The sequence below is a fragment of the Bremerella cremea genome, assembly GCF_039541315.1.
GTDB classification, from domain to species: Bacteria; Planctomycetota; Planctomycetia; order Pirellulales; family Pirellulaceae; genus Bremerella; species Bremerella cremea.
In genome coordinates, this window is the sequence record NZ_BAABFZ010000003.1 from 224,948 (window position 1) to 248,824 (window position 23,877).

The 23,877-nt window shown below is 57.0% G+C and carries 22 protein-coding genes; 11 read left to right on the plus strand and 11 right to left on the minus strand.

Going from position 1 to position 23,877, the window contains the following annotated elements; genetic code table 11:
• The gene (locus ABD890_RS03200) at window positions 1-522 is read left to right on the plus strand and encodes a tetratricopeptide repeat protein (protein WP_345085811.1); all 522 of its coding nucleotides are present in this window, start codon (window positions 1-3) and stop codon (window positions 520-522) included.
• Between the two features lie 59 nt (window positions 523-581).
• Window positions 582-1,682: a tRNA-queuosine alpha-mannosyltransferase domain-containing protein gene (locus ABD890_RS03205; RefSeq protein ID WP_345085813.1), complete on the plus strand. Its 1,101-nt coding sequence runs from the start codon at window positions 582-584 to the stop codon at window positions 1,680-1,682.
• 17 nt (window positions 1,683-1,699) lie between these two features.
• Here ABD890_RS03205 and ABD890_RS03210 read toward each other — a convergent pair whose 3' ends face one another.
• Window positions 1,700-1,951 carry a hypothetical protein gene (locus ABD890_RS03210; protein WP_345085815.1) on the minus strand — a complete coding sequence of 84 codons (252 nt, stop codon included), beginning with the start codon at window positions 1,949-1,951 and terminating at the stop codon, window positions 1,700-1,702.
• Window positions 1,952-2,171: 220 nt separating this feature from the next.
• Here ABD890_RS03210 and ABD890_RS03215 point away from each other — a divergent pair, with 220 nt between their 5' ends.
• A complete protein-coding gene (locus ABD890_RS03215; RefSeq protein WP_345085817.1) occupies window positions 2,172-3,662 on the plus strand; it encodes a sulfatase family protein in 1,491 nt (496 codons plus the stop codon).
• A 75-nt stretch (window positions 3,663-3,737) separates the two neighbouring features.
• On the opposite strand, the gene typA is transcribed toward ABD890_RS03215, so the two are convergent.
• A complete protein-coding gene (gene typA / locus ABD890_RS03220) occupies window positions 3,738-5,546 on the minus strand; it encodes a translational GTPase TypA (protein ID WP_345085819.1) in 1,809 nt (602 codons plus the stop codon).
• A 382-nt stretch (window positions 5,547-5,928) separates the two neighbouring features.
• Here typA and ABD890_RS03225 point away from each other — a divergent pair, with 382 nt between their 5' ends.
• The 3 genes from ABD890_RS03225 to ABD890_RS03235 are packed head-to-tail and all read left to right on the plus strand — an operon-like array spanning window position 5,929 to window position 8,501.
• Window positions 5,929-6,960 carry a zinc-binding metallopeptidase family protein gene (locus tag ABD890_RS03225; RefSeq protein ID WP_345085821.1) on the plus strand — a complete coding sequence of 344 codons (1,032 nt, stop codon included), beginning with the start codon at window positions 5,929-5,931 and terminating at the stop codon, window positions 6,958-6,960.
• 48 nt (window positions 6,961-7,008) lie between these two features.
• Window positions 7,009-7,746 (plus strand): hypothetical protein, encoded by a 738-nt coding sequence (locus ABD890_RS03230; RefSeq protein ID WP_345085823.1) that lies wholly within the window; start codon window positions 7,009-7,011, stop codon window positions 7,744-7,746.
• A 29-nt stretch (window positions 7,747-7,775) separates the two neighbouring features.
• Complete coding sequence (locus ABD890_RS03235; RefSeq protein WP_345085825.1) at window positions 7,776-8,501, plus strand: oxygen-binding di-iron domain-containing protein; 726 nt, start codon at window positions 7,776-7,778, stop codon at window positions 8,499-8,501.
• Between the two features lie 9 nt (window positions 8,502-8,510).
• Here the strand turns inward: ABD890_RS03235 and ABD890_RS03240 are convergent, their stop codons facing one another.
• Entirely contained in the window at window positions 8,511-9,071 is a 561-nt protein-coding gene (locus ABD890_RS03240) for a PSP1 C-terminal domain-containing protein (protein WP_345085827.1), read from the minus strand.
• A 160-nt stretch (window positions 9,072-9,231) separates the two neighbouring features.
• On the opposite strand from ABD890_RS03240, the gene bioB reads away from it, so the two are divergent.
• On the plus strand, window positions 9,232-10,245 hold the full coding sequence (gene bioB, locus ABD890_RS03245) for a biotin synthase BioB (protein ID WP_345085829.1): 1,014 nt from the start codon (window positions 9,232-9,234) through the stop codon (window positions 10,243-10,245).
• 78 nt (window positions 10,246-10,323) lie between these two features.
• Here bioB and ABD890_RS03250 read toward each other — a convergent pair whose 3' ends face one another.
• The 4 genes from ABD890_RS03250 to ABD890_RS03265 all read right to left on the minus strand — a co-directional run bounded on the left by ABD890_RS03250 (window position 10,324) and on the right by ABD890_RS03265 (window position 15,513).
• Window positions 10,324-11,343 (minus strand): NHL repeat-containing protein, encoded by a 1,020-nt coding sequence (locus ABD890_RS03250; protein WP_345085831.1) that lies wholly within the window; start codon window positions 11,341-11,343, stop codon window positions 10,324-10,326.
• 134 nt (window positions 11,344-11,477) lie between these two features.
• Window positions 11,478-12,077 carry a 3-isopropylmalate dehydratase small subunit gene (leuD, locus tag ABD890_RS03255; RefSeq protein WP_345085833.1) on the minus strand — a complete coding sequence of 200 codons (600 nt, stop codon included), beginning with the start codon at window positions 12,075-12,077 and terminating at the stop codon, window positions 11,478-11,480.
• A 43-nt stretch (window positions 12,078-12,120) separates the two neighbouring features.
• On the minus strand, window positions 12,121-13,536 hold the full coding sequence (leuC, locus tag ABD890_RS03260) for a 3-isopropylmalate dehydratase large subunit (protein ID WP_345085835.1): 1,416 nt from the start codon (window positions 13,534-13,536) through the stop codon (window positions 12,121-12,123).
• 279 nt (window positions 13,537-13,815) lie between these two features.
• Entirely contained in the window at window positions 13,816-15,513 is a 1,698-nt protein-coding gene (locus ABD890_RS03265) for a serine/threonine protein kinase (RefSeq protein ID WP_345085837.1), read from the minus strand.
• A gap of 277 nt (window positions 15,514-15,790) precedes the next feature.
• Between ABD890_RS03265 and ABD890_RS03270 the strand changes: the two genes are divergently transcribed.
• Both ABD890_RS03270 and ABD890_RS03275 read left to right on the plus strand, forming a co-directional pair.
• Window positions 15,791-17,128: a nucleotide sugar dehydrogenase gene (locus ABD890_RS03270; protein WP_345085839.1), complete on the plus strand. Its 1,338-nt coding sequence runs from the start codon at window positions 15,791-15,793 to the stop codon at window positions 17,126-17,128.
• A 149-nt stretch (window positions 17,129-17,277) separates the two neighbouring features.
• Window positions 17,278-18,342, plus strand: a complete 1,065-nt coding sequence (locus ABD890_RS03275) for an MYST family histone acetyltransferase (protein WP_345085841.1) — start codon at window positions 17,278-17,280, stop codon at window positions 18,340-18,342.
• A gap of 40 nt (window positions 18,343-18,382) precedes the next feature.
• On the opposite strand, the gene ABD890_RS03280 is transcribed toward ABD890_RS03275, so the two are convergent.
• The 3 genes from ABD890_RS03280 to ABD890_RS03290 form a co-directional block, all read right to left on the minus strand.
• On the minus strand, window positions 18,383-18,811 hold the full coding sequence (locus ABD890_RS03280) for a hypothetical protein (protein ID WP_345085843.1): 429 nt from the start codon (window positions 18,809-18,811) through the stop codon (window positions 18,383-18,385).
• Complete coding sequence (locus ABD890_RS03285) at window positions 18,801-19,778, minus strand: DUF1559 domain-containing protein (RefSeq protein WP_345085846.1); 978 nt, start codon at window positions 19,776-19,778, stop codon at window positions 18,801-18,803. The genes ABD890_RS03280 and ABD890_RS03285 overlap by 11 nt, the downstream gene beginning before the upstream one ends.
• Before the next feature lie 363 nt (window positions 19,779-20,141).
• Window positions 20,142-20,591: a hypothetical protein gene (locus ABD890_RS03290; RefSeq protein WP_345085848.1), complete on the minus strand. Its 450-nt coding sequence runs from the start codon at window positions 20,589-20,591 to the stop codon at window positions 20,142-20,144.
• A gap of 492 nt (window positions 20,592-21,083) precedes the next feature.
• On the opposite strand from ABD890_RS03290, the gene ABD890_RS03295 reads away from it, so the two are divergent.
• Together ABD890_RS03295 and ABD890_RS03300 are read left to right on the plus strand one after the other, a co-directional pair.
• The gene (locus ABD890_RS03295) at window positions 21,084-22,094 is read left to right on the plus strand and encodes a ketoacyl-ACP synthase III (protein WP_345085850.1); all 1,011 of its coding nucleotides are present in this window, start codon (window positions 21,084-21,086) and stop codon (window positions 22,092-22,094) included.
• A gap of 32 nt (window positions 22,095-22,126) precedes the next feature.
• Window positions 22,127-22,681 (plus strand): YqgE/AlgH family protein, encoded by a 555-nt coding sequence (locus ABD890_RS03300; protein ID WP_345085852.1) that lies wholly within the window; start codon window positions 22,127-22,129, stop codon window positions 22,679-22,681.
• Between the two features lie 66 nt (window positions 22,682-22,747).
• On the opposite strand, the gene ABD890_RS03305 is transcribed toward ABD890_RS03300, so the two are convergent.
• Window positions 22,748-23,851 carry a M24 family metallopeptidase gene (locus tag ABD890_RS03305; protein WP_345085854.1) on the minus strand — a complete coding sequence of 368 codons (1,104 nt, stop codon included), beginning with the start codon at window positions 23,849-23,851 and terminating at the stop codon, window positions 22,748-22,750.
• Between the last annotated feature and the right edge of the window lie 26 nt (window positions 23,852-23,877).

The window sequence follows — 23,877 nt, forward strand, 5'->3', positions numbered from 1 at the left end:
ATGCGCTGCATTCTTTTCTCGTTGTTTGCCGCCTTGCTGCTGATGAGCAATTTCACCGGCTGTGCGATCTCGCCCACGCTGCGTGAATCGATCATGGATCCCGGCAAGGAAGGACGCCAGCGTAAAGAAGAGATCCGTAGGCTGGTCGACGAACGCCACATCAAGACAAGGCTCCAAGCCGCCTCGACCATGCTTGATTCTGGTCGCTACAACGATTGCCTGCACGCCTTGTCGGAAGTTGAGAAGCTCGATCCAGACTGCAAAGAAATGTTCCTCATGAAGGCGGAAGTCTACATGTCGCAGAACAAGTTCGACCAGGCTGCAGCACTCTATGCGGAACTGCTGAACGATTTCCCGAACGACGCCAACCTGCATCACTTGCATGCGATGGCTCTCGAATTTTCAGGTGACTCCGCCGGGGCAATGCTTGCCTTTCAGCGAGCCGCCGAGATCTCGCCAGACAGCTCGCTGATTCAGCTCAGCCAGTTCGACCGCCCCGAGACTGGTACGATCGTGCGCTAGGGACTAAGCTACGGAACAAATGACCTTTTGCTTCGCAGCTTAGCTTTCCGATCGCCTGCATGAAGATCCTTGCCCTCGAACCTTATTATGGCGGAAGCCATCGTGCTTTCCTCGATGGTTGGAGCCAGGCAAGTCGGCACGACTGGACCTGCCTTACCTTGCCGGCCCATCACTGGAAGTGGCGAATGAGGCACGCGGCGATCACCTTCGCCCAGCTGCTTCATGAAACGCAGAGCAGCGACTTCGATCTTCTGTTCTGCACCGACATGCTGAACCTGGCAGCCTTTCGAGGCCTCGCCCCGAAAGCGATCAGCCAACTGCCATCGCTCCTCTACTTTCACGAAAACCAGCTGACCTATCCCGATCAGTTCCGCACGCAGCGAGACTATCACTACGCCTTCGACAACTTCCAGTCGATGCTCTCCGCCGATGCCATCTGGTTCAACTCGCAGTACCATCGCGACGAGTTCCTTCAGGCAACCCGGCAGTTTCTGTCACGCTTTCCGGACTACCAGCTCGATGACCAGATCGACCTACTTGCTCAGCGATGCACGATCGCCCATCCAGGCCTTCAGGTTAGTCCCAAGCGAGAGACCCAGCCCCGTTTCGATTGTCCGCATATCGTCTGGGCGGCGCGTTGGGAGCAAGACAAGAACCCGGAAGACTTCTTTGCCGCACTCCAGCAACTGAACGATCACGGCGTGAGCTTTCGCCTGAGCGTGGTGGGGGAGAGCTTCCGCGATAGCCCGAAGATCTTCGCCGAAGCCCAGGAGATGTTTTCAGATCAGATCGAGCAGTGGGGATTCCTGCCGAGTCACGCCGACTACCAAACGCTTCTACGAACGGCCGACCTATTCGTGTCGACCGCGATCCACGAGTTCTTTGGCATCTCCGCCGCCGAAGCGATTCTGGCAGGATGCATTCCCGTGCTCCCCAACCGCCTGGCCTATCCCGAACTGGTCGAACACCAGACGCATCTTCTCTACGACGGAACGCCCAACGGCCTCGCCAGCCATATCCAGCATCTGACCCAAGACCAATCTTTCCAGCAGCAAGCCCAACAACAATCCCACCAGGCCCAACAACGCCTCAAGAACCTTCAATGGCCAAACCTTGCCCCCAGCTACGACACCGCAGCCGAACGAATCACCCCCCAATAGGTGATCACGCGCTAAGCCTAGAAGTTAGAAGAGCCAGTATTGAAAGCGACTTCTTTTCGTTTTGAAATATGACGGTTCTGGCTCTTGAGCCACTCAGCGATCCGCGATTCCATCGATTCAGCTTTGGCGTCAAGCTTGATGTAATGTAAATCTCGATGGAAGAAGCGACCGTTGCTGCCGAGCGGTGCGCGGCAAACGTTCTGCGTGCGGTCGCGGCCCAACTTGGCTCGCTGACTGAAATCGAATCGGTCGTCCGCATCACTAGGCATGGCTCAGCTACCTCTCGGGGCAGCGTCGAATTCGAAATGATTCTTCGTCGGAACTAGCTTTTCGCCGCGTCGATGGCCCCTCTAGCCGTAGCGTTGGTATGCACGCAATCGCCACCACTGCCGTTGGCCAGAATGGCGAACGTTGACCTGGGCTCTGTAGCGGGGGATACTGAGATTTCCTACCTCACCTCCTACCGAGCCCAAAGTCCCTGGAGTCATCGTGAATCGCATCATGCCCACGCATCTCTCGCCCTCGTCCCGTTGCTTGCCGCTCTGCCTAGGCTTGCTGACAGCCGCTGTTTCTTATTGCCTGCCGAACCCTACGTTCGCTGCTGAAGGCAATCGCCCGCCGAATGTGGTCGTGATCTTCATCGACGACATGGGCTATGCCGACATCGGGCCGTTTGGCGCGAAGGCTTACAAGACGCCGCACCTCGATCAAATGGCAGCCCAGGGGCGGACCTTCACCGACTTCTATGTCACTCAGGCGGTTTGCTCGGCCTCGCGTGCCGGGCTGATGACTGGTTGCTACAACGTTCGCGTCGGCATTCAAGGAGCGCTCGGTCCGAATTCGAAGATCGGCATCAACCCGGACGAGATGACGATGGCGGAGCTGTGCAAACAGAAGGGTTATGCGACGGCCTGTTATGGCAAGTGGCATCTCGGCGATCGCCAAGAGTTCCTGCCGATGCAGCACGGGTTCGACGACTACTTCGGCCTGCCGTACTCGAACGACATGTGGCCCTATCATCCTGGCGTGCGTCATCTCTCGGAAGAAGAACGCATCAAGCGCTGGCCTCACTTGCCACTGTACGATCGCAACAAGGTAATTAACCCGAAAGTGAATGGCGAAGCGCAAGAGCAGCTCACCACGCAGTACACCGAGAAAGCGGTCTCGTTCATCGACGAGAACAAAGATCGCCCGTTTTTCCTCTACCTGCCTCATAGCATGGTGCACGTGCCGCTCTACGTGTCGGATAAGTTCAAGGGCAAGTCGGGCGCAGGTCTGTTCGGCGATGTGGTGATGGAAGTCGACTGGTCGGTCGGGCAGGTGCTCGATGCCATTGGTCGCAACAAGATCGAAGACAACACGCTGGTCATCTTCACTTCCGACAACGGTCCCTGGCTTTCCTATGGCGAGCACGCCGGTAGCGCTGGTCCGCTGCGGGAAGGGAAGGGGACAATGTGGGAAGGAGGTTGCCGCGAACCGACCATCATGTGTTGGCCAGGGCATATTCCGGCAGACACCGTTTGCAGCACGCCTGCCATGACTATCGATATCTTTCCAACGGTTGCCAAGCTGATCGGGGCTGACCTGCCGGATCACCCCATCGACGGCAAAGATATCTGGCCGTTGATGGCGGGTGACGAAGGTGCCAAGTCGCCGCACGAAGCGTATTACTTCTATTACGGAAGCGGCTTGAAAGCGGTCCGCAGCGGCAAATGGAAACTCGTCTTCCCACACGAGTATCGCACGATGGCGGGACGTGAAGGAGGCAAAGATGGCTTGCCGGCGGCTTACTCGCAAGCGACAACCGATCTGGCTTTGTTCGACCTGGAAAAAGACCCTGGCGAAACGACCAATGTGCTGGCCGATCATCCTCAGGTGGTCGAGCAGTTGGAGAAGCTGGCCGACGGCATTCGTCAGAAGCTAGGGGATTCGCATCGTAAGATCAAAGGAACCGAGAACCGTCCGGTCGGGCGAATCTAGTAACAAGAAACGCGAAGGCCGTGGTAGGGATGGTAACCTTACCACGGCCTCGTTGTTGTCTCTTGGCCGGAAGGTTTACTTGCGGCTTTGACGTCGGCGATCGGTTTCTTTCAGCAAGATCTTTCGCAGACGGATGTGGTTCGGCGTCACTTCGACCAGTTCGTCATCTTCGATGTACTCGAGAGCGACTTCCAGGCTCATTTCTCTCGGTGGACGCAACACGATGTTTTCGTCCGAACCGGAAGCTCGCATGTTGGTCAGCTTCTTTTCTTTGGTCGGGTTCACCGTCAGGTCGTCGCTACGCGAGTTCTCGCCGACGATCATGCCTTCGTAAACTTCGTCGCCGTGACGAACGAACATGTCGGAACGTTCCTGCAGGGCAAACAGAGCAAAACCGACGGCCTTACCAGAAACCATCGAGATCATCGCACCGTTGGCACGACGAGGCACTTCGCCCGACAGCGGACGGTATGACTCGAAGCGATGGTTGACGATGGCTTCGCCCTGGGTCGAGTTGAGCAACTTGGTTCGCAGCCCGATCAGACCGCGCGATGGGATCGTGAAGATCACCTGGCTGTAGTCACCGCGAGGCTGCATTTCGACCAGCTCGCCACGGCGTTCGCCAACCAGTTCCATCACCGGGCCCATCTTTTCGGATGGCACTTCGATGACGAGTTGTTCGTAAGGTTCTTCCTTGACGCCGTCAGTGGTACGCATGATCACTTGCGGCTTGCCCACGGCCAGTTCGTAACCCTCACGACGCATCGTTTCGATCAGAACTGCCAGGTGCAACACACCACGGCCACTCACCAGGAAACTATCGCCGGAATCGCCAGGACGAACACGCAGGGCGACGTTGCGTTCAAGTTCCTTTTCCAAACGATCTCGCAGGTTACGCGAGGTGACGTACTTACCATCCTTACCCAGCAGTGGCGAGGTATTGATGGTGAACATCATTTCGAGGGTCGGGGCATCGACCGCCACGCGTGGCAGCGGCGTTGGGTTATCGACGGCACAGATCGTATCGCCGATGTCGATGTCTTCGATACCGGTCACGGCGACAATGTCACCCGCGCCCACTTCATCGACTTCCGCCCGACCGAGGTTCTCGAAGACGTGCAGGGCAACCACGCGGCCACGTTCGAAGGTATCGTTCGCCTTCGAGATCATCACCGACTGGCCCTTCTTGATCTTGCCTGACTTGATGCGGCCGATCGCGATACGACCGGTGTACTCCGACCAGTCGAGGGTCGTGACACGCATCTGAAGGGGACCGTCTGGATTGACGTCGGGGCCCGGGATGTGCTTCAGCACCAGGTCGAGCAATGGACGCATGTCCCCTTCGCGAACCGTTGGATCTTCCGAAGCAAAGCCCGCCTTGGCACTGGCGAACAGGTAAGGGAACTCGGCGATCTCGTCACTGGCGCCCAGCGAGAGGAACAAGTCGAGCACTTCGTCGACAACTTCGTGCGGACGGGCATCGGGTTTGTCGATCTTGTTGATCAGCACGATCGGCTTCAAGCCAACTTCCAACGCCTTCGACAACACGAAACGCGTCTGTGGCATGGGGCCTTCCGCGGCGTCAACCAGCACGACGGCACCGTCGGCCATGCTCAACACGCGCTCGACTTCGCCACCGAAGTCGGCGTGCCCAGGGGTATCGACGATGTTGATCTTCACGCCGTTGTAAGGGAGGGCGATATTCTTCGCCAAAATCGTAATGCCGCGTTCCTTTTCCAGATCGTTCGAGTCGAGGATTCGCTCGCTCGAAAGCTGGCTCTCTCGGAACTGACCGCTCTGGTGCAGCAGGCAGTCAACCAAGGTCGTTTTACCATGGTCGACGTGGGCAATGATCACAATGTTCCGAAGGTCGTCGCGTCGCATTTTGAGTCTGGTGCTTATAGAACAGGCCTAATCTTCCGTTCACGAACCGAAAATCCTATCAGATTCACCTGTTTTTGGGGTAGGGGAGCCGCCCTTACATTCGCAAATCCACATGAAAGGGTGATGAAATTGCCATCCTTTCTGCTCTCAGAGGCCACAAAGTTTCCAAATCATGAAGCTGCGTCGAGTTGGCCTTCGCCAAAAACGAGCCTCGAAAACAACGAATCTCCGCAGTACCACCCGCCAGCAGGGAACCGATGAACCTAGTTCGATCACATGCTGCCAGACATCTTTCCTCTACACTGGACCAGGAATTGCATTAGTGAACGCCAACGTTTTGATACCCCATATTTCTGTTCCTTTCCCATAAAGTGAGTTCGCCATGCGGACCTTTCGCTGCCAGTGTGGTCGCAAGTTGTTCTTTGGAAGTACGCGATGCGTTGCCTGCGATGCGACGGTTGCCATGTGCCCCTGTTGCCGAAACGTCGCGGCAATGGCTCCGCAGAAAGATGGCTCTTGGAAATGCACCGCCGCTGGCTGCGGCCATGTGCTGAAGATGTGCCAGAATCGGGTTGATCACGAGGTTTGCAATCGCGGAGTCGAGATCGAAGAAGAAGATCAGCCACGTTGCACCTACTGCCGGCTGAACCGCGTTATCCCTGACTTGAAGGTTCCTGGCAATCTGGAGAAATGGCGTCGACTTGAAACGGCTAAGCGCCGCGTGCTCGATGGCATCGAATTGATCGGGCTTCCGATTGGCACGCCGTCACAAAACGAACTGCTTCCGCTTTGGTTCGAGTTCAAAGCGGACGACGTCCAGCCAGTTTCGACCGGGCACGCCAACGGGGTGATCACCATTAATGTAAAGGAAGCCGATAGCGTGCATCGCGAACAGACGCGTGTCGAGTTTGGCGAACCGCAGCGAACGTTGGTCGGGCACTTTCGCCACGAACTGGGGCACTATTACTGGGACCTGATCGTGAAGCCTAAGCTTCTGAGCGAGTTCCGAGATCTGTTTGGGAACGAAGAAGACCCGACATACGCCGAAGCCCAGCAGGCTTATTACAAGGATGGGCCTCAACCTGATTGGCAGCAACAATTCATCTCTGGCTATGCGACGATGCACCCGTGGGAAGATTTCGCCGAAAGCTTTGCCGCGTATCTCGATATGACGGCGATCGTCATTACGGCGCAGTCGTTTCCTCGGATCGAGGCGGAGGTTCCGGCTGATGATTTCGATAAGTGGCTGCAAACCTATCGCGAAATTGGCGTGATGGCGAACGAGTTCAATCGCGATATCGGTCTGCTGGACCTGGTGCCAGAAGTTTTCACCCAACCGGTCGTCGAGAAATTGCGGTTCATGGCCTCGCTGGGCCATCCCAGTAAGTTGGCACGACCTGCTCACGTTCGGTAGGATGAAGATCCCCGGCGATACTTCACCTCCCTTTTCAGCGAACGCCCCATGTCGGATCGGATTGCCAACTTGTTCGCCCAAAGCCCCTCAGCCACCAGAGCCACGACCCGGTCGGTATGGTGTCCGCCAACCGAAACGGCGATTCCGCTCGAGTCGTTAATTCTGGCGGCCCAAAACGGATCGAGCATCGGTTTGCTGTCGTACGATTCTTCCAGCGAAAAGCAGTCGCCGATCGGCGAGGTCAACTACGCTTCCAGCGGCGACGAGAATGATCCGCTGGACTGGTGCCTGGCTTGCCTCGTGGGAAAGGCAACAGCGCTAACGGCATTCGCCGAGCAAAGCTCGCCGCAGACGATTCAGCTTTACTGCGGTGAGATGCCTCGGGGTCAGCTGAAGGCGTTTGCCATCGACGAGTCGCAACATGCGGACGACTCGAAGTCGCTGTTTCAGCGCGGCATGGCATGGGCCGAGTGGATGCTGGGGTTCCGTCCGTTTCGGATTGAAATTCGCCGCGACGAACAAGCGCTCGGGCACATCGACGTCCCCTTCGCCCCCAGCACCACGCATGCAACGTTTGCCTGGTGCCGGCCTGGGCAAAACGACATCCCAATCTTCGCCAGTCGTTATGCCAACGTTCAGCATCGGGCAACATCGCCCCGTGGGGATGCCGACTTTTTGCTTGCGGACGAGGCCCTATCTTTGAGCGAAGAGGATCGCGAAGTTTGTATTCTGCTGCAGCTTCTTTTTCGGCTACACTTCTTTTCGCTGGGTATTGAAATAAGCTAAAGTCCCGCCTCGCGAAAGGCCGCTTTTTGATGGTCAACGTTGCCGAGATCGCGCCCGATCTGTATCGACTGTCGCTTTTCGTGCCACAATTGAACATGCAGTTCAATCACTTTCTTGTGAAGGACGAAGAGCCGCTGCTCTTCCACACTGGCTTGAAAGCAATGTTCCCGCCGCTGCTGGAAGCGGTCTCGAAGATCATTGATCCCGCCTCGTTGAAGTACATTGCCTGGAGCCACTTCGAGTCGGACGAATGCGGCGCTTTGAATCAATGGCTCGAGGTCGCCTCGAATGCCGAGCCAGTCTGCACGCTCGTGGGGAAGCTGGTCAGTGTCGATGACTTTTCCGATCGGCCAGCCCGAGGCATGCTGCCGGACGATGTGCTTTCAACCGGCAAGTATCGCTACCGGTTCTACCCTTCGCCCCACATTCCCCATGGCTGGGATGCCGGCGTGCTGTTTGAAGAAACGACGAAGACACTTTTCTGCTCGGACCTGTTTCATCATTTTGGCGACGTGGCCCCACTGACGACCGACTCGCTGATCGAGCCAACGACCAACGGGATGCAGCTACTGCGGCAAGGTCCGCTGGCTGGCTACATGCCGTATACGTCACAAACCGAAGGTGTCTTGCGGAAGCTGGCCGACCTGAAGCCAGAAACCTTGGCGGTGATGCACGGAGCTTCGTTCCAAGGGGCAGGGGACCAATTGCTGCTTGATCTGGCCGAAGTGATCCGGGTCAACTTCGACGGCGAATAAGAGAACTCATCACTTCTTGCAGGCACCCGCGATCGCACAGCTGGTGCAAGCACCGCCGCAACCGCCTGCCTTTTCGGCGGTCCCGCAACCATGACCACACCCTGTTTCCAGCAGGTCCGAGAACTGGCTGATGCCGGCCGCTGCGTTGTAAGTCTCGGCCAATTGAGAAGTTAAATCGGCAACCTCTGCGGGAACGTCTCCCAAGAAGTAAAAATATAACGAGCTTCCGTCGAACAACTGCTCGACTTCCAGGAGGGGAATCTGAATCCCCCGGCTGGCCAATTCTTGCTGACAAGCCGCAAACGCCTCTTGGCGATTGCGTTCCAGACGAGCAATCAGCAGATCGTCTTCGACCGTAACGCCTCGCAAAATCGAGCCGTCCGAGTCGTGCGATTCCGCCTCGCTGGCAGGCGACAGGATCTCGCCGACCTCTAATCCTCGGGACGTGCGGCAGATGACGCGCATGCCTCGTCCGTAAGCAACAGCATCGACCGATGTGAATCGGCCCACGTGGCCTAGTACGCTGATACGAACGAAATGATGGCGACCGACGGGCGTTTCCTGGATCAATGGCTTCTCCTTGCCTGCATTCTTCCCCAAAACCACCCTGCTGCCAAGTCGCGATAGGGGCTCACCTTACAATTCGTGCCCAGGCGTTTTAGAATGTCAGGCTGGCCTTTTGGCCGGTTTATTGATGTTCTGTCCGATTGTAATGAAGAGAACGCCGCCGATGTCGATATCGACGCTATCCTGGTCCGCTCTGGCCGACGAAATTCTGCGTGGCCATCAATTGACGCTCGAAGAAGGTCTTTCGATCCTCCATTCGTCCGACGATGAGTTGCTGGATGTGATGTCCGCCGCGTTCAAGATTCGTCGACAGCACTTCGGCAAGACCGTCCAACTATACCAGTTGATGAACGCCAAGAGCGGCCTCTGCCCGGAAGACTGTGGTTACTGCTCGCAGTCGAAGGTCTCGGACGCCGAGATCCCCAAGTACAACTTCCTCAGCCGCGATAAGTTGATGGAAGGTGCCCGGATCGCTGCCGAACGGGACGTGAAGACTTACTGCATCGTGATCTCGGCTCGCGGTCCGAACGAACGCGAAATGAAGGCGGTCGAAACGATCGTGCCCGAGATCAAAGAAAAGTACGACCTGAAGATCTGTGCGTGCCTGGGCCTGTTGAGCTCGGAACAAGCCGATCGCTTGAAGGCTTGCGGTGTTGATCGCGTGAATCACAACGTGAACACCAGTGCCGAATACTACGAAAAGATCTGCTCGACCCACAGCTACGCCGACCGCATCAACACGCTGAACGCCGTTAAAGACGCCGGCCTCGAAATGTGCAGCGGTGGGATCGTCGGCATGGGCGAAGCAGATGAAGACGTCGTGAAGATGGCTCTCGAACTTCGCGACCTGGGCGTCCACTCGATTCCGGTGAACTTCCTGAATCCAATCGACGGCACGCCACTGCAAGGCCTGGGCAAAGACCTGAGCCCGCGTCAGTGCCTACGAATCCTGGCACTCTACCGCTTTGCGAATCCTAACAGCGAACTTCGCATCGCTGGCGGCCGCGAGATTCACCTGCGAAGCCTGCAGCCGATGGGCTTGTACGCTGCGAACTCGATCTTCCTGGGCGACTATCTCACCACGCCAGGTCAGACCGCCGAAGACGATTACAAGATGCTGGAAGATCTTGGCTTCACCGTCACCAAGACCGAAGAAGTCTCGGTCGGCTCGGCTTAGTCGCCGCCAGTAACCGGTATTCCAAATAGAAAAGGGCACGGCCATCGGTCGTGCCCTTATTTGTTTCTTGATCGCGAATTACAAACCTTCGCCGATCTTCAGCAGCTTGCCGGTCGCTGGCGTCTTGCTGGTATCTTTACCGTCGCCATTGCCAAACAGCGTGATGTACAGTTCGCCTGCTTGATTGAAGGCCAATGCGGTTGGCTGATCCAAGTCGATCAGCTTGGTGGCTTTCACCATTTGCTGACCATCGCGACGCACCGCGTCCAGGCGATACAGACCACCTTGCTTCGGATCGGCCCAACTGTAATCGACGGCGTACAAACGCCCTGTCTTCGGGCTGTAGGCCAGACCAACGACGTCGTAAAGTTCTGCCGGCAGACTCAGCAGCAGGCTCTTCGACTTCTGATCGTAGAAGGTCAGCAGGCTATCTTTCTGATCGTTGATCTCGCCCATCTGGCCGACAACCACTTCCCGGCGCGGGCTGATGGTGATCGCGGCAGGAGCATCGACGTCGACGCTGTCTTTCGTCGGGATGTAACGGGTCAGTTCGCCCAGGCCATCCTTTTCGAGCGAGGCCCGTGCGATCCAGCCCTTCTTGTCGTCGCCGTTCGAGGTGACGTAGACGTTGTCGATATCGACCGCGACGCCGTAGAAGTTTCCTTCACCAGGCATCTCGCCTTCGGCTTCCAGTGGGTTAGTCTTCTTACCGGCGTCCGCCTTTTGGACTTCGGCGCCATTTTCACCGATGGTGTAAACGCGAACGACTTCTTCGCCATCCTTCAAACTGCCATCGCCCACCACCAGGTGTTCTTTGTCGAGGAAGGCGAGTCCCAAGGGACCAATTTGATAGGTCGGGCCTTTGCCGTATTCGTCGGCGGGAAACTCCGATACGACGACCTCGGCCTTACCATCCACCACGCGAATGATCTGTGATGCGGCCGTTTCAGCGACGAAGACCGTTTCGGTCTCTGGCTGAATGGCGACGCCGCTGGGGCACTTCAAACCTTCGAGTATCACTTCCGGTTTGATCTCGGCCTGGGCGACCATTGCGGAAAGAAAGAGCAGGGGAGTGGAAAGCAAAAATCGACTTAGCATGATAGTTCTCGTTCTCATGTTCGCAGAAGCAACTCTTCTATAGTTTGGCGAAGCAATGCTACGATTCCAACCATGGGCGCGTAAAAAAAGGCGAACCGAAGTTCGCCTCAATTTATGCTTGCAGGGTGCGTGTTTTAAGCACCGATGCCATGAGCTTGCTCGTAGGCGGCGATCTTTTCTTCACGGCTCAGAGTCAGGGCGATATCGTCCAGACCGTTGAGCAGCTTGTGGCGACGAAACTCGTCCAATTGGAATGGAATTTCGAGGCCATCACCATCGGTGATCTTCAAGGCTTCCAGATCGACGGTCAGCTTGTAGCCCGGAGCCTTGTCGGCACGCTGGAAGATCTCTTCGATCTGATCTTCGGTCAGGGCGATCGGCAGGACGCCGTTCTTGAAGCAGTTGTTGTAGAAGATGTCGGCGAAGCTTGGTGCCAGCACCGCGCGGATACCAAAGTCGTCGATCGCCCAGACAGCGTGTTCGCGGCTCGAACCGTTGCCGAAGTTACGACGAGTCACCAGGATTGAAGCCCCTTCGACTTCTGGCTTGTTCAGTTCGAACTCAGGATTTGGAGTCGAACCATCTTCCAGGTAACGCCAGTCGAAGAACAGAAACTGGCCGAAGCCCGTTCGTTCGATACGCTTCAAAAACTGCTTTGGAATGATCTGATCGGTGTCCACGTTGGCCCGATCCATGGTGGCCACGAGGCCGGTCTCTTTGATGAATGGTTGCATGATCGTTTGCTCAAAAAGATTTGCTTGGAGTCAGGACCGGAGACTATTTGAAGTCCCACTGACGGACGTCGACGAAGTGACCGGCAACGCCAGCGGCGGCGGCCATTTCAGGGCTGACCAGGTGGGTACGACCACCACGGCCCTGACGTCCTTCAAAGTTACGGTTGCTGGTCGAAGCACAGCGTTCGCCTGGTTCCAGCTTGTCGGGATTCATCGCCAGGCACATGCTGCAGCCAGCTTCACGCCATTCAAAGCCCGCTTCGGTAAAGATCTTATCGAGACCTTCTTCCTGAGCTTGCTTACGAACCTGACCACTGCCAGGAACGACCATTGCATGGACGTGATCGGACTTCTTGTGACCTTTGACCACACTGGCCGCGGCACGCAGGTCTTCAATTCGACCGTTGGTGCACGAACCAATGAAGACGCGATTGATTTCGACGTCGGTGATCGGAGCACCTGCCTTCAAGGCCATGTAGTCGAGTGCCGCTTCGGTAGAGCGACGTTCGGTCGCGTCGGCAAAATCGCCCGGCGAAGGAATGTTGCGATCGACCGCACAAACCTGACCTGGGTTGGTGCCCCAGGTAACCTGAGGAGCGATGTCCTTCGCCTCGAACTCGAGGACCTTGTCGTACTTGGCACCTGGATCGGATGGCAAGTTCTTCCAACGCTCGATGGCAGCTTCGATGTCTTTCGGGCTGAACTCGCGACCACGCATGTACTCGAAAGTGGTCTCGTCAGGCGCGATCATACCGGCACGCGCACCTGCTTCGATCGACATGTTACAGACGGTCATACGCTGTTCCATGGTCAAGTTGCGGACCGCTTCGCCGGTGTATTCCAGCACGTAGCCGGTACCACCAGCGGTAGTCAGGTGACCGATCAGATACAGCACCAGGTCTTTCGCCGTGACGCCACGCGCCAGTTTGCCGTTAACGCGAAGTTCCATCGTCTTCGGACGCGACTGAATGAGCGTCTGCGTGGCGAGGACGTGCTCGACTTCGCTCGTACCAATACCGAAGGCCAGGGCACCGAAGGCACCGTGGGTCGCCGTGTGACTGTCGCCACACACGATGGTCGCCCCAGGCTGCGTGAGGCCGAGTTCCGGCCCGATCACGTGCACCACACCTTGCTTGATGTCGTGCAGGTCGAACAGTTGAACACCGAAATCTTCGCAGTTCAGACGAAGCGTATCGATCTGCTGCTTCGAGATCTGATCGACAATCGGTAGCGAGCGATCGGTGGTGGGGACATTGTGGTCCGGCGTCGCCTTGGTGAGTTCCGGGCGGCGAACCTTACGACCCGCCAGACGCAGGCCTTCGAATGCCTGCGGGCTGGTCACTTCGTGCACCAGGTGCAGGTCAATGTACAGCAGTGCCTGCGAAGCAGATTCCGCATCGACAACGTGGTTGTCCCAGATTTTCTGGAACATGGTACGGGGGGCATTTTCCGCGATCATTCGTTCTTCCCCTAACGGCAACGGTCAGGTCTATGAGAGAGATTCACGAGCGAGATAGGGCATCGCTCGGATTGCCTAATCCCCAGCAAACTACTTGGCTGGCAAGGCATAAGGATAGTCCAGCATTATATCTGGATTTTTTGGAAACGGGGAGGGGCCGCGGCCAACCACCACTTGAGGGGACTATTTCGCGGACCACTCAAGCCCAATGACACCCGGAAGGATGCCCTGGTTCTGGCAAAATCAGCAAGACCAGGGGAAGAAATGACGGAGACCGTCTTAACCGCGAATCTCTGCGATTCGGGTCTCGGCCTGCGAGTGCTCGTCCTCGGGCTGAGGGCATTCAGCAATCGTTTCGTTCTCGGTCCACCACTTCACAGCGTCGGCCTGTTTCCAGGTACCGCTTGATTCGCACTTATCGAGGGCGTCGGCCATGTCGAGGATCGACTGGAACCGGTCGTCCGGATCCTTGGCCAGACATCGCATCACGATCGCTTCCAGATCGTGCGGGATCGACGAGATCTGTTCTGACGGTGGCACTACCGCTTCGTGAGCGTGGGCGATAATCACCTTGATCGGGCGGTCGTACTCAAACGGGGCATGCCCCGTCAGCATGAAGTAAGCGAGGATGCCGACGGAATAGATGTCGCTGCGGGCATCGGGTTCGCCTTCGCCGCTGGCCTGTTCCGGAGACATGAACAACGGCGAACCGGTGATCATCCCTTCCTGGGTCAACTGCGAGTCTTCCGTCGAAGCGATCGGCTTGGCCAGACCGAAGTCGAGCAGTTTGGCAACGTCGTAATAACCACCACGCTTCGCGGCGAACACATTCGCCGGCTTGATGTCGCGGTGAATCATGCCTTGCGAGTGAGCTTCGTTCAGGGCATCGCAGATCTGACGCAGCAGGTGAATCACCCGCCCGGCTGGCAGCGGACCAAAGCGATTTACCAGGTCCGAGACATTCAAACCCGGCAGATACTCCATCACGTAATAGAACGTGCCATCTTCGGTGCGGCCGTAGTCGAAGATGTCGATATTGTTCCAGTGCGAAAGCTTCGACGAAGCATGGACTTCCCGCTCGAAACGGGCCAGAACGTTCGAGTCCCCCGCCTTTTCAGGACGGATGATCTTGATCGCACAGGGACGCTTCATCAGGTAGTGATGAGCCAAGTAGACTTCGCCCATGCCGCCCGCACCCAGGCTGCGGCTGAGGCGGTATTGCCCCAACTGCTTGGCATGGAACGCTTCGGTCCGCAGCACGTTGATGGTGTAAACACCAAAGATCGCCACGGCACCGCAGATCACCATCTTCAGACCAATCTCACCGAGCATCTCGGGATTGCCATAGATGATGTCGTAGCAAAGGCGATCGGTGGCATACGCGTACGCCAACAATGCCAATGGAGCGACTACCATTGCCGAAATGACCCCGGCGGCCCGTTGCCAGGTATTCGGGATGAACAAAGCGTAGATGAAGATCAACAGCAGCCAGCCCGGGGCCGGATTTTGGAACATGCCATATTCACGGACGCATAGCTGCATCGAGTGATATTGTGACATCAACAGGAATACCGCCGGCAATCCGAAGACGACCCACTCTTGCATCCGAAGCACACCCCGCCGGGCATCACATTTCGGACAGAGCAAATAGCCTGAAAGCGCCAGAACGACCAACAGCCCCGCATGAAAGCCAAGCAAGGTCGAGTTCTTTTCAGCGATGTCTCCACCCCAGAAGTACTGGTAGAGATGCCATACGAAGTAGACGGCAAAGATGCCAAACATCGTGATCGTGGCAACCCGCAGACGAAATCGCAGCAGCGACTGGGTCACCCGCGAGAAGTGAGGACTCGACGAACCTTCCACCAAGGCAATGTGTGGCGATGAAGACGTGGTTCGGTCGACCGCGGAATTCCCGGGCGCAATCACCGTCTCCTCGAAATGCCGGTCCATCGAATTAGGTGGAGTTGCGTTGCTCATACAGTGTTTTAGAAAGCCTCTCGCAATTCTAGCGGAGCATCCCTCCGTCGATTTATATTAACGTCTTCGACTTCAATAGGCGAATCTTAAAACGCCGCACGATATTAAATTGTGATACGTGGGCTAAGCTCGAACTGCCCAGGCAACCGGGGGGATCAAAAATCATCCCCGTTGATGCAGTATTACCGGAAGCGATTACCCCCTCAAGGGGCGAACGCCGCCGAAGCCTGGTGCGGACCTATTCCTTTTAGTAACGCTTACTCGAAAAGACACGCCGATGGTTCAAAATGTTCCTCCTTCTTTCGAATCTCTCCGCCAGAAACTCGAGGATCAAACGGCCATCGTAGGTGTCATCGGCATGGGATACGTGGGGTTACCCCTCGTAAAAACTTTCGCCAACTGTGGTTATCGCTGCCTTGGATTCGATACCGATCCGGCCAAGGTTGAAAAGCTGACACAGGGGGAAAGCTACATCAAGCACATCGCCGGCGAATGGATCGCGACAAATGTTAAAATGGGGCGTTTTTCGGCAACTACCGATACTGTACGCATGGCAGAAGCGGATGTTCTATTGATTTGCGTACCAACCCCGCTGGACAGTTCTCGCGACCCAGACTTGAAGTATGTCGAACGAACTGCGGAAGCGATCGCCCAATCACTACGGCCAGGGCAGTTGGTCGTTCTCGAAAGCACGACCTACCCGAGTACGACGAAGGATGTCGTGCTGCCGATTCTTGAAAAGTCTAGCCTGAAGCCCGGAATTGATTTCTTCGTCGCCTACAGCCCCGAGCGAGAAGACCCTGGCAATCCCAAGTTCACCGCCGCCAACATCCCCAAGGTGATTGGCGGGCTCGAAGAGTACAGTTTGCAACTGGCTTGTCAGCTTTATCAGAAGGCGATCGTCGAGATCATCCCCGTCAGCAGTTTGGAAGTTGCCGAGGCCTGTAAGATCCTCGAGAACACCTATCGCGCCGTGAACATTGCGATGGTGAACGAACTGAAAGTGCTCTTCGATCGCATGAACCTCGACCTGTGGGAAGTGATCGAAGCAGCAAAGACGAAGCCATTCGGGTTTCAGGCCTTCTATCCTGGGCCTGGCCTGGGTGGCCACTGCATCCCAATCGATCCGTTCTATTTGAGTTGGCTCGCCCGCAAGGAAGGGATGCCGACGCGATTCATCGAACTCGCCGGCGAGATCAACACCAGCATGCCGCAGTTCGTCGTCCAAAAGCTGATGCTGGCCCTGAACGAACAGGAAAAGGCGATCCGCGGCAGCAACGTTCTGATGCTGGGGGTGGCGTACAAACCGAACGTCGACGATCCCCGCGAAAGCCCGGCCTTCGCCATCATGGAATTGCTCGAACCATTGGGCGCCAACATCTCTTACAACGACCCCTACATCCCGCAGTTACCGTCGATGCGAAGCTTCGAGTTCTCGAAGAAGCAAAGCGTCGAGCTGACGCCAGAAACGCTGGCGGCGGCGGACGTCGTGCTGATTGTCACCAATCACAACGACTACGATTGGGAGTTCATTGCGAAGCACTCCAAGCTGATCGTCGACACCCGGAACGCGCTGGTCGATATCGCCGACCGCAGCAACATTCGCAAAGCTTAGTCGCAAATACGGGTCAGCGACGGGCGGGGATCGGTGACCAATAAATCACTTCGACTCCGTCGAACCAGGGGAGCATTGATCCCCCTGGGATGTATACTAAAGAACTGCCTGCTTCACTTGCTTTGGTTCGGACGCTGGGAATCCGCACGATGAAACGAACGAAGATTCCATTCTCGACGACGCTTTGCCTGGTTCTGATTGCCTTCGGCGGAAGCGTCGCCATGGCTCAGACCAGCACGTTCAACCAGCGACAGACGAGCCATGTCTGGAAGAGCAAGCACGGCAACTTTCAATTCAACGGCAAGGCGACCAAGAAGGAAGGGAACTACGTCACCTTCCGCACGACCGACAGCTTCGAGATCACGCTGCCGGTGAAGTACCTCAGCGACGAAGACCTGGCGTATCTTAAGTATCTGGAAGGAAGCGGTCCGCTGCCGCCAGGCATCACCGCTGCCGCTGGGAGTTCTTCGCCAGGCACGACCCCTCCGACCGGCGGCATGGCTAACAACCAAGGTCCGTCGACCGACGATACCGCCATGAACGAGGGCACGACCGATCCAGCCGAGCCGATGCCAACCGAACCCGAAACGGGCGACCCTACACAGTCGTACGCGCCCGGGGCTTCGGTCGATGTGATGGTCGATGGAAAGTGGTATCCGGGCAAGGTGATTGTGGTCCGCCCAAGCGACAACCATTACTACGTAACGTTCAACATGAACGGCCAGGGACGCCCGGCCTGGATCGCTGCGTCGGAGCTTCGTCCACAGAAAGCAGCGACCACATCCGACACTTCTCCCATGCCTGGCAGCAGTGACGAACCGCTCGAATCGTTCGACTTCAAGGGGATCCCCGTCACCGCGAAGAAAGAGATCGGCTACGACGTCGGTCCCATGCGAGAAGGGGACACCCTCAAACTTCGCTACGTCTCCGGCAAATGGAAGTCTTGGGGCAACCTGGCTTCGGAATCGCCTGACGCCGACGCGCCGGCCGGCGGTGACAAGGTCCGCCTGGCAATCTGTTCGGTCAGCGGGGGCAATCAGGCCCAAACACTGACGCTGGTCCCTGGCGGAACGGCCGATACGCCGTTCATCTGGCAGGCCGATAAGGATTACGAGAAGATCATTCTGCAGATCAACGACCCCGACAAAACGTTTGCGGACAATCCCGAACGGGGCGTGACGTACGCCATTGCGATCGTACGGGCAGGGCCGTAGCGTTTCCGATCGTATCGCGTTTGAGCAAAGGCCCTGCCTGTTAACGGGCCTTCAGTGTGATCGGATCGAGCGAGTTCTCACCTTCGTGGATTTCAATCTTGGCAACCGGTTTCTGCGGATTCCGGTAGCGACCTTGGAATCGGTCGTCCCCTTCGATTAGCGCACCATCATCCATCACCTTCTTTGGCCACATCAGCGTTACCAGGTAATTGCCTGGCGTGGCGACTTCCAGCTTGAACGAACCATCGTTGATCGTTCGGGCCGAAGCGGCAGCGACCTCAGTTGCCTGTCCTTCGTTGTAGAGCAGAACGTAGGCACCGTCGGCCTCTTTATCGTTGATCAGGACCTTGCCAGTCACCAGGATCTTCTCGGGCGGGCTCGAACAGCCTCCCAGAAAGATCGTGACCAGAAGGACAACTGCCGCCGAGACCGATGCCGGGGCGGCCCAGTGCTTCAGGCTACTCTTCACCGACCACCTCGCCACTGTCGCGGGAAGCCATGAAAAGCAGAACGCGCGGGGGAGTGCTTTCCGTGAAGAACCGGACGCTGCCATCCCCCATGCCAACATTGGCGCCGCTGGGATGGAACGCAAACAGTCCCTGCGAGTTGTTGCAGTTGACGGCACACTGCGAACCCGCAGGCGTGGTTCCGGTCGGATAGGTCGTCGGCGAGTAGTTGTCGTAGGTCTGCAATCGGAACGCACACCAACCGAGCCACGAACCCCAGGCCCCTGGCTGATCCATCGTGCGATCTGTATCAGGCATCGGCATGCCGACACCTTTCACATAATGCTTATCCCAGCCGGCGTGCTCCATCAGCATGGTGGTGTTCGACAAGCCGTCGGTGACCTGGGCCATCTTCGGGAAACTTCCGGCGAAGATCGGCGTGGGGGATTCGCCACTGGTCGAAACGAGGTTATAGGCCGCTGACCAGATGATGTGGTTCACCCAGTAATCAAGTGCCCGTCCGGTGAGAATGTTCGGGTCGGTCTCGTCTGATGTATCCCCGGACGTGGTGAAGAAATTGCCGTAGCTGGAATTCCGCAGCTTCACCAGGTCGTTGTTGGGATTCGACGGACAGTGAATGATCGGAATGTCGAGGTTCTGAATCGTCTGATGTGCCGGCGCGGCAAAACCACCTTCCAGATCGCGATCGAACATGTTGTCGACGTTGCCTTGCTCCAGGAACGCCAGCAAGCCAACCATGTGGCCAAACTTCTTCGTCCCGCTCGAAAGGCGAGCAGTCGGGAACGAGCCAAACACGTCGTGATAGTTGTGGCAGGCCAATGCCATCTGACGCAGATTGTTCGAGCACTGCATCCGGCGAGCTGCCTCGCGAGCTTGCTGCACGGCAGGCAAGAGCAGGGCGATCAAGATTCCGATGATCGCAATTACGACCAACAGTTCAACGAGGGTAAAACCTCGGGCTTTTTGCATCTGTCTGTTCCGGGGGAGAGAGTTGCCAAAGAATCAGCCCGCCTAGATGCAATTTGCATACCGGCACGGCCGCAAAAATTCTCAACGACAAAACCCCGAGAAAAGCCATACGTTCGAGATTCGGAGCAACAGAACCATGTCGCCAGATGCGACACCCCTGTCGCACGGAGCGACACTCCGATGTATCCGGTGGAAATACACCCCGCTGAGCAATGACTCGTCAAGCGATCGGCTTTGAAGCCAGTGATCTCTTCAGGAACGGCGGGCGAAACACCGCTAGCACTCCGGCATTCGCGCAGCAAAAGGGCCGCGCGAGGTAGCGCGGCCTTTTCGTGAAATTGGGCGAAGCCAGCCAGCGAATGCTTAGGCAGCGCGGCGAACCGTGCTGGTAGTCATCGCTTCGATCTGAGCCTTCCGGTATCGGCCGAAGCTCAACGAACCGTTGGCGGCCTGGACCTCCCACAGCACGAGACTTTGCTCGTTGAGCATGCGCGGAATCCACGAGATCGCCTGGCGGATGCTTTCGGCATCTTGATCAGCCGAGATGATCATCAGGTGGACGTCGCGGACGGTATTCGCCACACGGGGCAGGGCCATCGCCGCATCGCCAGGCACCAATTGGATCTTGGCACCCATGGCGTTGAGGGTCTTATGAGCGGTCTTCAGCGCGATGCCGTCGCCGGCAGGTCGACCCTCGAACATGTCGATGCCGAGATACTCGATGCGCTGACCCTCAGCGTAAAGCTGAGCAAACTCGATGATTTCTTTCGCCCGCTCGATTTTACCGAGGCCGATTTCGGCGATCTTGACCACCGGAGCATTTTGGCGGATCCAAGAATAGATCTCGCGTTGGTGGACCGGCTTCGAAAACCAAGACTTCAGTAAATAACGGAGAACACGCCCGGCAGCCAATTTTGATTCCCTTCAAAACGACGCCCAGTTTCCTGGAAGTTATTGAGATACGAACGTCTATTCGGCAGATGGTGGCCTCGGTCCGCAATTTTTTCCCCCGATCGCGGGCAGCATATGGGCTGATGGCGGTAAGGCTTCTCTGACTTACCTAACCCGAACCTGCCTGCATGAAAGACGCAGCCCATGAAAGGGGCAGGGAAATGACCGAGCCATTTCGGTCCTCAAACCCTCCAGATTGGGGAAATCGTTCGGCAGGGTATCGCACATTTCTCGGAATTGATAAGCTTCGAGGACCCCAAAAGTTGCGCCAAGTCGCCCCGGGGCAGGCCTTTGCAAGCTACTCCGATTTAAGGCCAACGCCCGCAGTCAATTCCGTAGTGAAGAGTGTCGTTTGTGAAATACGCATCCATCGGTCCCATCTCCACTTTCCTCCCCCAAAGGATTGAGACCAACCAGCAACTGCAAGAAGAATTCCCTGGTTGGGACATGGATCTGATTTTTACGAAAACCGGGATCGCCGCGCGGCACATTGCCGAGCCAGCCGAAACGGCTTCCGATCTGGGTGTCCAGGCTGCGCAGCGACTTTTTGAAGAGCACAACGTCGATCCTCAATCGATTGACTTCCTGTTGTTCTGCACCCAGACGCCAGACTATCCGCTGCCAACGACTGCTTGCTTGATGCAAGAACGGTTGGGCCTGCGAGTCTCGTGCGGGGCTCTCGATTTCAACTTGGGTTGTTCCGGCTTCATCTATGGTCTCTCGCTCGCCGAAGGACTCATCCGTGCCGGCATCGCCCGCCGAGTGCTGTTCATCACGGCCGAGACCTATTCTAAGTACATCGACGCCGACGATCGCAGCCTGCGAACGATCTTTGGCGATGGTGCCGCGGCAACGCTGATCGAGGCCAGCGACGAACCAACACTTGATGGCTTCCAGTTTGGAACGGATGGCACCGGAGCCGACACGCTGATGGTGACCGACGGTGGAGCTCGTCGTCCTGAAGACGCTCATACACCGCGGCATCGCAAGCGTTGGGACAGCCGGCTGTACATGGATGGTCCCGCCCTGATCAACTTCACCGTGGGTGCAATTCCGCAGCTCGTGCAGAACATTTTCTCGGCCGCTGGAATTCCTAATTCCGCCGTCGATCTCTATCTATTTCACCAGGCGACCCGTAAAATGCTGGAGCAGTTGCAGGAGAGCCTGGGGGTCGATAGCGACCGCATGCCAATCGCCCTGGAAAACGTGGGCAACACGGTATCGGCGACCATCCCTTTGTTAATTCACGACTTGCGGAAGCAAGGCCGCTTGAAGAAGGGCTCGAAGCACCTTTTGGTTGGCTTTGGCGTGGGCTGGTCCTGGGGTGGCTGCATCTGGCACGATCACTACGGCAGCGAGGCCTGACGTTTCGGCTCGATCACGAGGAGTTCGCCACCATGCCATCTTTGGCCGGTCAATTTCTGATTGCGTCTCCCTATCTCCCTGATCCGAATTTCCAGCGGACAGTCGTGCTGATGGTGCAGCATGACGAAGAAGGGGCCTTAGGCCTGGTGCTGACTCGGCCGATCAATCTGACCGTGCAGCAAGTCTGGAAGAACGTCTCGGGCGAGCAAATCGACGCCCCGGAGTTTGTCCTGCAAGGTGGTCCGGTAGAAGGCCCATTGATGGCCATCCATCAGGAAGAAGAGCTGAGCGAGCTCGAGATCCTGCCGGGCGTCTACTTCTCGAGTCAACGCGAGAACATCGAGCCACTCATTCGCGAAGGTCGCAAGGCGTTCCGCCTCTTCCTGGGTTACTCGGGCTGGGCCGCTCAGCAGTTGGAAGACGAGATGCAGGTCGGTGGCTGGCTTACCTTGCCGGCGACGCAAGAGCAGGTCTTCGAGACGAACAACGAAGCGTTGTGGAAGAGCGTAACCGGAGAAGTGGGATCGAACATCATGCGAGAGTCGCTCAATTTGAAGCGTATGCCGCAAGATCCCAACATGAACTAACCAGGTCCAGCCAGCCAGGACGCGAGAAACGATCCTGGCTGACGGCCTAATTCTAAGACGACCGAACTAAGCCAGTTCCATCTTGAATGGCGAGAGATTCTCGACTCCGGTTTCTGTCACCAGGTAATCATTCTCGAGTCGCATGCCGAACTTCAAGCGGGCATCGTACAGACCTGGTTCGCAGGTAAACACGTCGCCGACCTCAAACTTGTCGTCCCAGCACGAGTTCAAGTGCGGGGCTTCATGCGGATACAAACCGATCCCGTGTCCCAGGTGATGCGGGAACTCGCCGATCGGAGCAGCCTTCAGGATATCTTGAACTTCGAGGAACAGTTCCTTGCAGCTCTTACCCGGCTTCACAACCGACTCGAGGTGAGCGAAGACCTTCATGATGTAGGTCCAAGCTTCCTGCTGTTCGTCGGTAGGCTTGCCGTTGACCGCGATCGCACGGCTGTTGTCGGCGAAGTATCCGCGGAAGGCAGGGCCCAGGTCGAGGATGTACAGTTCGCCATCTTCCACCTTACGATCACGCGCCGGACCACCCATTTCGCCACTGGCGTAATCGTTACCGGTTCCGGTGAGTGCTTCGCCGTACTGAGCGACAGCAGCCGCTTGAAGCTGGTTGAAGACTTCCAGTTCGTTGATGCCGGGACAGATGATCTCGCGAGCCTTCTCGTACATCTTCTCGGTGCCGCTGATCGCCATGCGAATCTTGGCGATTTCGTCCGCATCCTTCTTACGACGCTGGCGATAGATCTCTGGCTCGATGTCGACCAGCTCTGCAGGGAATTGGCTCGAGACGTGAACCGGGTAGCTCGAGTATTCGACGCCCAGACGCTTCAGGCCGCCAGCTTCTTTCAAGATCGCCAGCACGACGTCGCTCGAGGCTGCTCGCTGATCGTTTCGCAGCGTAGAAAGCCACTGGGCTTCGTAGGTACGCACGTCGTCCGCAGCGGCGGTTTCTGGTGCTTCGTTTGGAGCGACCAGCGCCACGCGGCCATCGGCAAACAAGACAGCCGCCGGCGAGAACTTGAACTCGTAGCGCGGGCCAACCAACCACTGCACATGTTCGTTCTGCGTCACAACGATCGCGTCGAGCGATTGGCCTTCCAGGGCCGCTAACAAACGTTTCTGCCGACCTCGGCAAGCTTCGACGTCGATTCCCAGCATGATGTCTTTTCTCCGCAATGATAGTA